Here is a 13,516-nt window from a genome sequence, read left to right on the forward strand (position 1 = left end):
GGCGCGACGCGCATCAACTCCCCTCCAAAACGCGGCTACTTACGATCACAAGTCGGCCAAAGTCGGTCCTACAATGCCTCCTACACCTGCTGCACGTCGCCGGCGCCTTGTCGCGTTTCGGTTGGGCGTGTGGTGGAAAACCGGGGGGTTTGGTGGGGGAACGAGGGTTGCCGGCAGGCGTGTTGGGGTTTGTCGCGCTGCGGGCCTGGGTTTATCGCGCGCTTCTCGGGGCCGCTCTGCTGACCGTGTTGCTGACCACGACCGTGTTGGCCGCGCTCACCGCCTACTCGGGGGCGATCGGCGATGCCGCGTTGCGGCGGTCGCTCGCCGAGCAGCGGACCGCTGCCGAGGCCGCTCTGGTGGTCAAGGCCGATGTGCCGGCCGGGGAGCGGAAGGCGGCCGACGACGCCGTGCGGGTGGGGGCCCGTACCGTGTTCGACGGGTTGCCCGTGCGGGTGCTCACCCTGCCGCGTTCCGGTCCTTACGCCCTGCCGCCCTCGTTGCGGTCGGCCTCCGAGCGGGGCGGGAACCCGGACCTCACGTACTTCGCGGCCCTGGATCGCACGCAGGTGCGGACCGTCGCCGGGCGGCTCCCCCGGGCGGACGTGAGCGCCGGGACCGTCGAGGCCGCGCTGCCGCAGAGTGCCGCCCGGCAGCTCCGGGTGGCGACCGGCGACCGGCTGACCGTCACCGACCAGCTGCACGGGCCCGCGGTACGGGTGGTCATCACCGGCGTGTACCGGCCCGTCGATGTCCAGGCGCCCTACTGGCAGTTGGACGACCTGGGCGGTCGCGGTGTGCAGGCGTCGAGCTTCACGACGTACGGTCCTCTGCTCACCGGGGCGGGCGTGCCGGCGTCGGGGCGGGTGAGTGTCGGGGCGTCGGGCTGGCTGGCGTCCGCCGACTACTCCTCGCTGACGACCGATCGGATCGGCGCGCTGCGCGAGACTGTGCGCGCGGGGAGCGGACAGTTGCGCAAGCAGCCCGCGCTGAGCGGGGCGACCGTCGCGGCCACCGCGTTGCCCGACGTGCTGGACCGTATCGAACGTTCCCTGCTGGTCACGCGGTCCAGCATGCTGATCGTCGCCGGGCAGCTGGTTCTGCTCGCGGCCTGCGCCCTGTTGCTCGTCGCGCGGTTGCTCAGCTCCGAGCGCGCGGCCGAGACCCGGTTGCTGCGTGCGCGCGGTGCCACCCGGGCACGGCTGGCGGGGCTGGCCGCGCTGGAGGCCCTGCTGATCTCCGTACCGGCGGTGGTGTTGGCGCCGTTGCTGTCGGGGCCGTTGACGCGGTTGCTGGTCGGGCAGGGTGCGCTGGGCCGGACCGGGGTGCGGGTCGAGGTGCCGGTCGGGGGCCGGCCCGAGGTGTGGGCGGTCGCCGCGGGCGTGGCCGCGCTGTGTGCGCTGGCGGTGGCCGTCCCCGCGTGGCGGGCGTCCTTCGCGGGAGCGGGCGTGGGCGGGGAGCGGGCGGGGGCGCTGCATGCCTCCGTGCGCGGCGGGGCGGACCTCGGGTTGGTCGCCGTGGCCGGTGTCGCCGTCTGGCTGCTCGGCAGCCAGGACTCCGGTGCCGTCACCGCCGACCGTGACGGGGTCCTCGGCGTCGATCCGCTGCTGGTGGCGGCGCCCGCCCTGGTGCTGCTCGCCGGAACGGTCCTGGTGCTGAGGCTGCTGCCCCTGCTGGCGCGGGTCGGCGAGCGACTGCTCGCCCGTGGGCACGGGCTGACGGCGGCCATGGTCGGCTGGCAGTTCAGCCGTCGGCCGATGCGGGGCGCGGGGCCGGTGCTGCTCCTGGTCATCTCCGTGGCGCTGGGCGTGATCGCGATCGGGCAGAGCGCGTCCTGGCACCGTTCGCAGGCCGACCAGGCCGACTTCCGGGCGGGCGCCGAGGTGCGCGTACTGACCGCCGGGAACGGCGGTGTGGGCCGTACGGACGTCTACGCGGCCCTTCCGCACGTCGACGCGGTCGCCCCCGCCGTTCGTGGCACCGTCTCGCTCTCCGGCAGCCGCACCGCGACCGTCGTGGCCCTGAACACGGCGGAGGCGGCCGGAATGATCCTTGCCCGGAGCGATCTGACGGAGGGTCCGCCGCTCGCCGGGCTCGCCCCGCGCGGAGTGCCCGCCGGCATCGAGGTACCGCAGGGCACGGCCCGGCTCACGCTGACCGCCACCCTGCACAGCAGCACGCCCGGGCCCGGCGCGGACGTCACGCTCACCCTGCGGGACCGGCACGGAACCTCGTACGAGATACCGTCCGGAAGCCTCCCCGCCGACGGCCGCCCGCACCCGCTGACCCCCGAACTGAACGGCGCCCGGGGCCCGTTGGCGCTGACCGGGCTCACCCTGACCGTGTCGCAGCCGGTCGACCGTCCCGACCGGCACCGTCTGGTCCTCGGCGCGCTCACGGCGACGGCGGGCGACGGTGACGTCCGGCGGCTGACCCTGCCGACGAAGTGGGCGACCTCGTTCGAGGCCGACTCCGTCGCCTTCGCCCCCGACGACAGCGCCCGGCCGACGCGCCCCCGGATCACGTCGACGGCGCCCGTCACCATGACGTACAGCACCGGATACCTGCCGCCGGACGTCCCGCCGACCTCCATGCCCCTGGAGGTCCGGCTGAAGGTGCCGCAGCCCGCGGCGCCGGAGGTCCTCGCGGTCGCGACGCAACGGTTCCTCACCGCGTCCGGCGCGCGCGAGGGCCAGCGCGTGGAGGTGACGTTCGACGGCCGTTCCGTGCCCGTACGCATCGTCCGTACCGCCAGCGCCCTGCCCACGACGGAGGCCGCCTCGACGGTCACCTCGCCGACCGCCTCGAAGTCCACCGCGCAGGACGGCGGGGCCCTGATGGTCGATCTGCGGGCCGTCAACCAGGTGCTGCAGGCCCGCTACGGAACCGGTCTCGCGCCCACCGAGTGGTGGCTGCGCACGACCGCGCCCGCCGCCGCGGCGGCTGCCGTGCGGGCCCTGCCCGATGTCGAGCCGGAGCAGGTGGTGGTGCGCGACGAGACGGCGGCGGAGCTGCGTGACGACCCGTTCGGGGCGGCCCCGGAGGCCGCGCTGCTCGGGGCGGCCGGGGTGACGGTGCTCTTCGCCTCGCTCGGCTTCGCGGTGAGCGCGGCGGGCGCGACGCGGGCCCGGGACGGCGAGTTCGCCGTACTGCGCGCCCTCGGGACACCGCGCCGCCGGCTGGTCCGGCTGGTCGCCGTGGAGCACGGTGTGCTGGTCGCCCTGGCGCTGCTGGTCGGCACGGCCCTGGGCGCGGTGCTGACGTACGCGCTGGTTCCCCTCGTCGTCCTGACCGGGCAGGCCACCCGGCCGCTTCCGCCGGTGCTGGTCGAACTCCCGCCCCTGCGTCTGGCCGTCCTGCTGGCGGCCCTCGCGGCGGGCCCCGCCCTCGTGACCGTGGCCCTCGCGCTTCGGCGGGCGCAGCCCGTGTCGACTCTCAGGGACGAGGTGGCGCAGTGACCACGACCACGACCCCGCAGCCGGGGCCCCGCGTACGGGCCGGGGTGCGGACCCGGCTGACGGCCTTCGCCGGTACGTCGGTGGCCCTCGCGCTGCTGGTGGCGGTGACCGCCGCGCTGGCCGCCGCGTACCCGCGTGCCGTCGACCGGTACGGGGACGCGGGGCTGCGCCGGGCCGTCGAGCTGGCGCTTCCCGACCGGACGACCGTACGAGTGGACGCCCCGCCACCCTGGGCGGACACCGCCGAGGAGGCCGAGGCCGCCCTGCGCCCCGGCCGGCTGGCCGCCGTACAGGCCGAGGTCCTCGCCATTCCGAGGGCGCCGCTGGTGCCCGACCGGGCGCAGTCGTCGTACGGCGTGCGCACGACCGTCGGCCTGGTGGCGTCCGACGCCTGGCTTCCCCAGCCCGCCGGTATCCCCGCCCAGCTCCTGCTCGCCGCGCAGCAGGATTTGGCCTCCCACGGCCGGCTCAGCTCGGGCCGGCTGCCACGGACCACGGGCGGACCGGTGACCGCGAGGACCGCGCGGGTCGAGGCCGCCGTCACCACGGACACCGCCCGTACGCTCCACATCCGGGCGGGCTCCGTGATCCACCTGCCGAGACCGGCGGGCGGCCCGCTCGCCGTCGAGGTCACCGGGATCGTCGTGCCGCGCACGCCCGCGGGCGCCTACTGGTCGGCGGTGCCGGTGCTGCGTACGCCCGCGCTGAGCCGCCTGCCCGGCAGCCAGTTGTCGGAGGTCTACTGGCTCGGCGGTCTGTTCCTCGCCCCCGACGCCGGCCCGGTCCTCCTGAGCACCACCGGCGTCGCGCACCGCTACTGGAACGTGGCCCCAGACCCCGCCGCCCTGCGCGGCCGGGATCTCGACCGGCTGGCGTCCGCCGTCGCCGCGTTCGAGTCGGGCCCCGGAGTACAGCGCCTGCGGACGGGCGTCGACCCGCTCCTAGAGGTCGGGACGAATCTCGACGAGGTCCTCACGGACCATGCCCGGCTGCGGTCGGGGATCGAACCGCTGTTCCTCCTGGCCGCCGTCGGGACCGGCAGCCTCGCCGTGATCGTCCTGGCCATGGCCGGCGGGGTGGCGGCCGATCGCCGCCGCGCGGAGCTGGCCCTGCTGCGGGCCCGTGGCGCCTCGCTGCCCGGCATCGCCGTCCGGCTGCTGGCGGAGACGGCGGTGGTGGCCGTACCGGCCGGCGCCCTCGGGCTGACCGCCGCCCTGCTCGTCCTGCCCGGTGCCCGCACGGCGCCCGCCGTCGCGGCCGCCGTCGCCGTCACCCTGCTCGGCTGCCTGGCGCTCCCGCTGCGCGGTGTGGCGGCTCACCGCACGGTACGGATCCACGAAGTCCGGGACGGCCTCACCTCCGCCCGGCCGTCGCGGCGCCGTACGGTGGCCGAACTGACCGTGCTGGTCATCGCGGCGGGGGCGGTCGCCGCACTGCGCCGGCAGGGATCCGGCAGCACCGGCCTGGTCGCCGCCGCCCCGCTGCTGACCGGTGTGGTCGCGGCCCTGCTGCTGGCCCGTCTGCACCCCCTGCCGCTACGGGCGCTGAGCGGGGCGACCACGCGTATGCGCGGGGCGGTGATTCCGCTGTCGCTGGCCCAGGTGGCCCGCGCCCCCGGCTTCGCCGTGCTGCCGCTGCTCGCGCTGCTCACCGCGCTGACCACGGCCGCGTTCGGCGGCTCGGTCCTGGCCGGGGTCACCGCCGCCCGCGACCGGGCCGCCCTGCTCGCCGTCGGCGCCGACGGCCGCGTCGAGACCCCGACCGGTGAACTCCCACGAGCCATGCCCGACCGCGTCCGACGGCTGCCCGGCGTACGGGACATGACGGAGGCGAGCCTCATCAACGAGGCGAGGCCGCAGGAGGGCAGCCAGCCGGTACCGCTGGCCGGCGTCGACCCCGGCGCCTACGCGCAGCTGTCGCACCGTACGGGGCTGGGCTCGTTCGACGCGGCGAGCCTCCGGCCGGAGGGCGCCGGTGCGGCCGGCGGCGCCGACCGGCCACTGCCCGCGCTGGCCTCACCCGGCGTGGCCGAGGAGTACGGCACCGGCCCCTACCCCGTCCTGCTCCCGGACGGCAGCTCCGTCACCGTCCGGATCGTCCTGGTCCGGGAGCGCACGCCGGCCGTGGTCGGCGACGACTTCCTGGTCGTGGATCGTGCCGGTCTTCCCGGCAGCGTCGCGCGTACGACGACGCTGCTGCTGACCGGTGACGCCCTGAACGGCCGGGCGCTGCGCTCGGCGGCGGAAGGCACGACGGCGACCGTCCGGCTGCGCGCCGAGGAACGCGCGCTCCACGTCGACTCACCGCTGCAGTCCGGCGCTGAACGCGTGTTCGGGGTCGCGGTCGCCGCGAGCGCCGGGTACGCGGTCCTCGCCCTGCTGCTGACCGTGCTGCGCACCGCGCCCGAACGCGGCGCCCTGCTCGCCCGGCTGCGCACGATGGGCATGAGCCGGTCCCAGGGCCGCCGACTGCTGATCCTCACGGCTCTCCCGCAGGCGTTCCTGGCCACGGCGGGCGGTCTGCTGACCGGCTGGGCCGGCATCCACCTGCTGTCGCCCGGCGTCGACCTCACGACCATCGCTCTGGCCTCCACGTCCGCCCTCGACGAGGCCGCACTGCGCGCCGATCCGCTCTCGCTGGCGCTTCCGGCGCTCACCGTGCTGCTGCTGGCCGTGGGTGTTCCCGCAGGCCAGGCCTGGTGGACCGGTCGGCGGGGCTCGGTGCGGGAACTGAGGGCGGGTGACGACTAGCCAGACCCCGAGACCCGAGACCGAGTCCCATCCCGGCGCCGCCAGTGCCACCAGTGCCGCCCGTCTCCCTCTGTCCGCCCAGGAGTAGCCGATGACCAGCAGCCCGACCTTCCATGAGCTCACCGACCGTGCCCTCGCCGCGCGCGACGCCGCCGTCTACGGTCACGACGCCCTGATCACCTGCGACCGGCTGGTACGTATCTTCTCCGCCGACGGCGTGGAGGTGCAGGCGTTGCAGGGCCTCGACCTCCTCGTCCGCAAGGGGGAGCTCATGGCGCTGGTCGGTGCCTCCGGCAGCGGCAAGTCCACCCTCATGAACATCCTGGCCGGGCTGGACAGACCCGGCGCCGGTGTGGCCCGCGTCGCCGACCACGACCTGGTCACGATGTCCGCCAAGGAACGCCTCGCCTACCGCCGCAGGACCGTCGGCTTCGTCTGGCAGCAGACCTCCCGCAATCTCCTGCCCTATCTCACCGCCGCGCAGAACGTCGCCCTGCCCCTGCAGCTGGCCGGCGCGCGGGGGCGGGGGCGGCGCCGGGGCATGGCCGATCGCGCCATGGAACTCCTCGGCCTGCTGGAGGTCGCCGAGTGCCGCGACCGTCGGCCGTACCAGATGTCCGGCGGTCAGCAGCAGCGCGTCGCCCTCGCGGTCGCCCTCGCCAACGATCCCGCGGTGCTGCTCGCCGACGAGCCCACCGGCGAACTCGACTCCCACACCGCCGAGCAGGTCTTCGCCGCGTTCCGCACCGCCAACGAGGAGCTGGGGACGACCATCGTGATCGTCACCCACGACCAGTCCGTCGCCGGTGAGGTCCGCCGTACGGTCGCCATCAGGGACGGCCGTACGTCGACGGAGGTGCTGCGCCACAGCGAGGTCGACTCCGCCACCGGCCAGGAGAACCTGGTCGCCCGCGAGTACGCCATGCTCGACCGGGCAGGCCGTCTCCAACTCCCCGCCGAGTACACCCGGGCCCTGGGGATGCGTGACCGGGTCGCCCTGGAACTGGAACCCGACCACATCGCCGTCCGCCCGGACGACACACGAGACCAGCGTCCCGGGACTGGTTCAACGGCGACCGGCCCCGAGAACCCGTGATCTCCTGACCCTTAAGAACCCGAACCCGTGATCTCGCCGTCCTTCAGCTCCAGCACACGGTCCGCGAGGTCGAGAAGCGTTCTGTCGTGGGTGGCCACGAGAGCCGTGATCTGTTCGCTGCGGACGACCGCGCGCAGCAGTTCCATCACCGAGTGCCCGGTCTCCGCGTCCAGCTGACCGGTCGGCTCGTCGGCGATGAGGATCGAGGGGCTGTTGGCCAGGGCGCGGGCGATGGCGACGCGCTGGCGCTGCCCGCCCGACAGCTCGCCCGGGCGCTGCGCGGCATGGTCCGCGAGCCCCACGAGGGACAGCAGCAGCTCGACGCGCTCCCGCCGCTCGCGCGGGTCCGCCCTGCGCAGCCGCAGCGGCACGCCCACGTTCTCGGCGGCCGTGAGGATGGGGATGAGCCCGAACGACTGGAAGACGAAGCCGATGCGCTCCCGGCGCAGCGCGAGAAGGGCGTCCTCGGTCTGGTCCCCCAGGTTCAGCCCGTCGACGACGACGTCTCCGCTGTCCGGCTCGTCCAGACCGCCGACGATGTTGAGCAGGGTGGTCTTGCCCGAGCCCGAGCGTCCCTTGAGAGCGACGAGTTCCCCCCGGGGGACCTCGAAGGAAACGCCCCTCAGCGCATGGACGGCGCTGGCGCCCCGACCGTACGACTTGTGCACATCCGCCACCCGCAGCATGGCTGCGGTCACCACCTGACTCATCGCGCCCCCGTACGCTCCGCCGATCGAGCAGTGCGCCAGTCTCTCACCCGGCATCACACCCGGCAAAGCACTGTGCCCGGACGTCCGAAGCGAGATCCGGAGCGAGAACGGCACAGCGACGCCCGACACGAGGCAGACTGGCGAGACACGGAGAACAGCTAGCCAGGCAGCCAGGTAGAACAGACAGGGCAGGACATGAGGAAACCGCAGATCGACTACGCGGCGGTCTTCCGGGCCCTGCCCGGCATGGTGGCCCTGCTCACCCCTGACCTGGTGTACGCCGACGCCAACGACGACTTCGTACGCCTGTCCGGGCGCACCCGTGAGCAGCTGCTGGGCCGCTACATCTTCGACGTCTTCCCCGAGAACCCGAACGACCCGGAGGCGGCCGGCGGCATGCGGGAGACCGAGACGTCGATGCTCCGTACGGTGGCCACCGGCGAGCGGGACATTATGGCGCTGCTCCGCTACGACATCGAGGATCCGGAACGGCCCGGCCACTGGCACGAGCACTACTGGAGCCCGGTCAACGCGCCGATCCTCGACTCCGACGGGCAGGTCGCCCTGGTGGTGCACCGAGTGGAGGAGGTCACCGAGTTCATCCGCGCCTTCGGCGTTCCGGACGGTGACCGGAAAGGCGGTGCGCTGGAGGCCGAGCTGTACACCCGGGCCCGCGAACTGCAGGAGGTCAACGAGCGGCTCCGTACGGCGCACGCCCACGAACGTGAGGTCGCGCTGGCGCTGCAGGCGGCGATGCTGCCCCCGCCGGGCCCGACCGGGCCGCACGCGGCAGCCGTGCGTTACCAGCCCGCCGTCGGCACGCTGAACGTGTGCGGCGACTGGTACGACCTGGTCGACCTGCCCGGCGGAAGCCTCGCGGTCGCCGTCGGTGACGTCGTCGGCCACGGTCTGGCGGCGGCCTGCGCCATGGGCCAGTTGCGCAGTGCCCTGAGCGGCGCCACCCGGGTCGCGGGCGGGCCCGCCCAGGCCCTGGACGCCCTGGACCTGTACGCCGACTCCGTCGAGGGCGCTCAGTCGGCCAGCGTCGTGACGACGTTCATCGACTGGGACAGCCGCACCATCACCTACAGCTGCGCCGGTCATCCGCCGCCGGCCCTCGTGCACCCCGACGGCAAGGTCACCTTCCTCGACGAGGCCACCGACCCGCCGCTCGGTGCCAGACCCGAGCGCGCACCCCGGCCCGAGGCCCGTACGCCCTTCACCGAGGGCACCCTCCTGGTCCTGTACACCGACGGCCTGATCGAACGCCGCGACGAGGACATCGACACCGGCCTGGCCCGCCTCTCCGACTCCCTCACCCACCACCGGAGCGCGGCGCCCGAGGCCCTGGCCGACGCACTGCTGACCGACCTCCTGCCACCGGCCGGCCACACCGACGACACCGCCCTCATCGTCCTGCGGCTCTGAACCCGACTTCGCGTACGAATCTGCGTACGAATCCGCGTACGACTTCGAGCGCGACCTCGGCAGCTTGGCTACGCTGGGCCCTAAGTTCACATAAGCCCCTATTGGGATTATGTTTCACTTTGTGCCCAGGCTGCACAAAAGCTTTAAGGAACCGAACATGAGTCTCGGTGCCGGCCATTCAGCAGTGAAGCGTGGGGTTCCCGTCGTCGTAGCCGTCGGTATGTCCCTGTCCCTTCTCGGGGCCTGTGGCGGTCAGGACGCCGGGGGTGGCGGGAGTGGCGGGGGTGACAGCATCAACGTCGGTGTGCTGATGCCCGGGGGCGGCGACTCCCGGTTCGGGCGGTTCGACCGGCCGCTGATCGAGAAGCAGGTCAAGGTGCTGTGCCCGGACTGCCCTGCCGCGACCGTCGCCGCCACGTCCGACCCCACGATTCAGCAGCAGCAGTTCGAGGCCATGATCACCCGGGGTGTGGACGTGGTCATCCTCGCGGCCGTCGACCCCCAGCTGATGCGTCCGTCCGTCGAGGCCGCGCACCGGGCCGGCATTCCCGTCGTCGCCTACGACCGGCTCGCGGAGGGGCCGATCTCCGGGTACGTCACCTTCGACGGGGCGGAGGTCGGGCGGCTCCAGGCCGAGGCGCTGCTGAAGGCCATGAGCGACAGGGGCGCCGGTCGGCGGATCGTCATGATGAACGGGGCCACCACCGACCCCAACTCCGCCTGGTACAAGGGAGGTTCCCTCGCCGTACTCAAGGGCAAGGTGACGATCGGCAAGTCGTACGACACCGTCAGGTGGCGGCCCGAGAACGCCTACGTCAACATGACCGGCGCCATCGCCGCCCTCGGCGCCGAGAACATCGACGGCGTCCTGTCCGCCAACGACACCATGGCCGGCGCCGTTATCTCCGCCCTCAAGGCCGCCAAGGTCGCGACGCTGCCCCCGGTCACCGGCCAGGACGCCGACCTCCTGGCCGTACAGCGCATCGTCAGGGGCGAGCAGTACATGACCGTCTACAAGCCGTACAAGCGCGCGACCGACGCGACCGTCGAGATGGCCGTGGCCCTCGGACGCGGCGAGAAGATCGGGGCCATCGCCACCGGCAGCGTCGACAGCCCCACCACCAAGGACGTACCGGCGGTTCTGCTGCCGTCCGTGTCGGTGACCGCCGACAACATCGGGAGGACCCTGGTGAAGGACGGTATGTACACCGTCGATCAGATCTGTACGCCCGCTCTCCGGTCGGCCTGTGACCGGGCCGGACTCACCTGACGCATCCGAAGGAGGTGGCCCCGTGCCCGGTCAGCCCCTGCTGGCGTTGCGCGGTGTCTCCAAGCGGTTCGCCGCCGTCCAGGCACTGGTCGACATCGAGCTGGAGGTCAGGGCCGGGGAGGTGGTCGCCCTCGTCGGTGACAACGCCGCCGGCAAGTCCACCCTGGTCAAGGTGATCTCGGGGGTCGGGCCCCCCGACCGGGGGGTTGTCGAGTGGGAGGGCCGCGCCGTCCAGATCCGGCGTCCCCAGGACGCCAGACTGCTGGGGATCGCCACCGTCTACCAGGACCTCGCGATGTGCGAGAACCTCGATGTCGTCGCCAACCTCTTCCTCGGCCGGGAGATCCACCGCTTCGGCGTACTCGACGAGGTGGAGATGGAGCGCCGCACCCTCGAACTGCTGCACACCCTGTCCATCCGCATCCCCGACGTACGGGTACCGCTCGCCGGCCTCTCCGGCGGTCAGCGGCAGGTCGTCGCGATCATCCGCTCCTTTCTGGGCTCGCCCCGGCTGCTGCTGCTCGACGAGCCCACCGCGTCCCTCGGCATCCAGCAGACCAACCAGCTCCTCGATCTGATCGAGGAGCTGCGCGACCAAGGGCTCGGGGTGCTGCTGATCAGCCACAACATGAGTGACATCAAGGCCGTCGCCGACCGGGTCGCCGTCCTGCGCCTGGGCCGCAACAACGGCCTCTTCGACGTCAACACCACGCCCCAGGAGCAGATCATCTCCTCCATCACCGGCGCGGCGGACCACGCCGTGGCCCACCGGCCGCACCCTGAAGAGGTGTGGCCGTGAGAGATACGGCTGCGAGAGGTGCGGCTGAGCGACGTTCGGTTGTGAGAGGTGTGGCCGGGAAGGTGAAGCCGCGTCTCGTCGCGGGCGTCGGCGCCGTGCGTCGCCGGGCGCGCGAGAACGGGCTCGGCCCCGCCCCGGTGCTCCTCGCTCTCGCCGCGACCTGGGTGGTCTTCCAGTGCCTCAACGACCGCTTCCTCTCGCCGCGCAACCTCTCCGTCCTCAGCGTGGACATCGTCGGGACCGGCATGGTCGCCGTCGGCATCGTCTTCGTACTGCTGATCGGTGAGATCGACCTCTCCGTGGGCTCACTCGCGGGGCTGGCGGGCGCGGTGTTCGCGGCGCTCAACGTGAACGTCGGCATGACGGAATGGCTGGCCGTCATCATCTCGGTGGTCTGCGGTACGGCCATCGGGGCGATCCACGGGTTCCTCTTCGCCCGGTTCCGCGTACCCGCCTTCGTCGTCACCCTCGCCGGGCTGCTGGCCTGGAGCGGTCTGATGCTCTACCTGCTCGGGCCGGACAACACCATCCACTTCAGCGAGGACGGCCTGGTCGCCCAGCTGACCAGCCGGTACATCAGCACCCCCGCCCTCACCTACGGCCTGGCGACGCTCTGCACAGCCGCCTACCTGCTCATCTCCCTCCGTGACCGCGGTCGCCGGGCCGGCGCCGGAATGCCGTGCCGAGCGGTGGCCGAGATCTGGGCTCGTACGGCCCTGCTCGCGGCGATCGCGTTCGCCACCGTCGCCGTACTGAGCCGCTTCGCGGGGCTGCCGCTGGCGCTGCTGATCTTCCTCGCGGTCATCGTCGCCTCCGACCTCCTGCTGCGCCGCACGCCCTACGGGCGACAGGTCCTCGCCCTGGGCGGCGGTGCGGAGGCGGCCCGGCGGGCGGGCCTGGACGTGACGCGCGTACGGATCTCGGTGTTCATGGTGTCGGGGGCCCTGGCGGCGTTCGGCGGGCTGTTCGTGGCGTCGCGGTTCACCTCGGCGAGCCCGGTCTCGGGCTCCGGCATGCTGCTGATCAACGCCGTCGCCGCGGCCGTCATCGGCGGCACCAGCCTCTTCGGCGGGCGCGGCTCGACCTGGTCCGCGCTGCTGGGGGTGCTGATCATCCAGTCCATCGCCTCGGGCATGGCACTGCTGGGCGTTCAGACAGCCGTCCAGTACATGATCACCGGCGGGGTGCTGATCACCGCCGTGATCTTCGACTCGCTGGCCCGGCGCACCCCTGAGTCACGCGGGCGGGTCTGAGAGCGCTGGTCCATCCGGGCGTTTCGCGGTCGCATGAGTCGCATGATCGGATGACAGGTTCTTCAAAGGTTCTTCATCATGTCCGTTCTACCGTCGGGCTGTCCGCCGCGTTCGTGGCCGGGCACGACAGGACCAGCACGACAGGACTACGGGGAGAACCGATGAGGACGAATCGGGTACTGCTGGCCGCGGCGGTCTCGGTCATGGCGTTGGCGCTGACCGGCTGCGGGGGCGACGAGGGCGGCTCGAAGGTCCCCTCGGCGGCGACCGGGGGAGCAACAACGTCCGGCTCGTCGGCCGGGAGCAGCGGCGGAAGCGGCGCCGGGGACGATGTGGCCGCGTACGTGGCGGCCCAGGGCAAGTACGTGAAGTGTCTGCGGGACAACGGGATCGACGCGCCCGACCCGGACGCGAAGGGGAACATCGACTTCGGCGGCGGCGACAATCTGCGGGCCCTGAAGAAGGACTCGAAGTTCAAGACCGCCTCGGTGGCGTGCGCCGAGTATCTGACAGCCGTTCCCGAGAGCGTCGAGAAAGGCAACCAGCCCGCGCTCACCGCCGCGCAGATCAAGGTGAAGCAGGAGTACGCCACCTGTATGCAGAAGAACGGCGCCGCCGACTTCCCCGACCCGGGTGCCGACGGTCTGGGCCAGGGCGAGTGGGACCAGACGTCGGCCGGGGCCAAGCGGGCCACCCGCGTCTGCGGGCCGATCATCGGCGTTCCGGCGACCGCCGCGCCCGGCAAGGGCTGA

At 72.8% G+C, this 13,516-nt stretch carries 9 protein-coding genes; 8 read left to right on the top strand and 1 reads right to left on the bottom strand.

Annotation, left to right across the window (positions count from 1 at the left end):
• Window positions 1–179: 179 nt before the first annotated feature.
• From OG241_RS25750 to OG241_RS25760, 3 genes are all read left to right on the top strand, one after another.
• Window positions 180–3,458 (top strand): FtsX-like permease family protein, encoded by a 3,279-nt coding sequence (locus tag OG241_RS25750; RefSeq protein WP_405818296.1) that lies wholly within the window; start codon window positions 180–182, stop codon window positions 3,456–3,458.
• On the top strand, window positions 3,455–6,208 hold the full coding sequence (locus tag OG241_RS25755; protein ID WP_405818298.1) for an FtsX-like permease family protein: 2,754 nt from the start codon (window positions 3,455–3,457) through the stop codon (window positions 6,206–6,208). The genes OG241_RS25750 and OG241_RS25755 overlap by 4 nt, the downstream gene beginning before the upstream one ends.
• Window positions 6,209–6,299: 91 nt before the next feature.
• Complete coding sequence (locus tag OG241_RS25760) at window positions 6,300–7,304, top strand: ABC transporter ATP-binding protein (protein WP_405818300.1); 1,005 nt, start codon at window positions 6,300–6,302, stop codon at window positions 7,302–7,304.
• An 11-nt stretch (window positions 7,305–7,315) separates the two neighbouring features.
• Here the strand turns inward: OG241_RS25760 and OG241_RS25765 are convergent, their stop codons facing one another.
• Window positions 7,316–8,014: an ABC transporter ATP-binding protein gene (locus OG241_RS25765; RefSeq protein ID WP_405818302.1), complete on the bottom strand. Its 699-nt coding sequence runs from the start codon at window positions 8,012–8,014 to the stop codon at window positions 7,316–7,318.
• Window positions 8,015–8,209: 195 nt separating this feature from the next.
• Here OG241_RS25765 and OG241_RS25770 point away from each other — a divergent pair, with 195 nt between their 5' ends.
• The 5 genes from OG241_RS25770 (at window position 8,210) to OG241_RS25790 (ending at window position 13,516) form a co-directional block, all read left to right on the top strand.
• Window positions 8,210–9,442, top strand: coding sequence for a PP2C family protein-serine/threonine phosphatase (locus tag OG241_RS25770; RefSeq protein WP_405818304.1), 1,233 nt, complete (start codon window positions 8,210–8,212; stop codon window positions 9,440–9,442).
• 157 nt (window positions 9,443–9,599) lie between these two features.
• Entirely contained in the window at window positions 9,600–10,712 is a 1,113-nt protein-coding gene (locus tag OG241_RS25775; protein ID WP_405818306.1) for a sugar ABC transporter substrate-binding protein, read from the top strand.
• 22 nt (window positions 10,713–10,734) lie between these two features.
• Window positions 10,735–11,511: an ATP-binding cassette domain-containing protein gene (locus OG241_RS25780; RefSeq protein ID WP_405818308.1), complete on the top strand. Its 777-nt coding sequence runs from the start codon at window positions 10,735–10,737 to the stop codon at window positions 11,509–11,511.
• 41 nt (window positions 11,512–11,552) lie between these two features.
• Complete coding sequence (locus OG241_RS25785) at window positions 11,553–12,764, top strand: sugar ABC transporter permease (RefSeq protein ID WP_405818310.1); 1,212 nt, start codon at window positions 11,553–11,555, stop codon at window positions 12,762–12,764.
• A 161-nt stretch (window positions 12,765–12,925) separates the two neighbouring features.
• On the top strand, window positions 12,926–13,516 hold the full coding sequence (locus tag OG241_RS25790) for a hypothetical protein (RefSeq protein ID WP_405818312.1): 591 nt from the start codon (window positions 12,926–12,928) through the stop codon (window positions 13,514–13,516).

It is taken from the genome of Streptomyces sp. NBC_01390, from assembly GCF_045040105.1.
Lineage (GTDB): Bacteria > Actinomycetota > Actinomycetes > Streptomycetales > Streptomycetaceae > Streptomyces.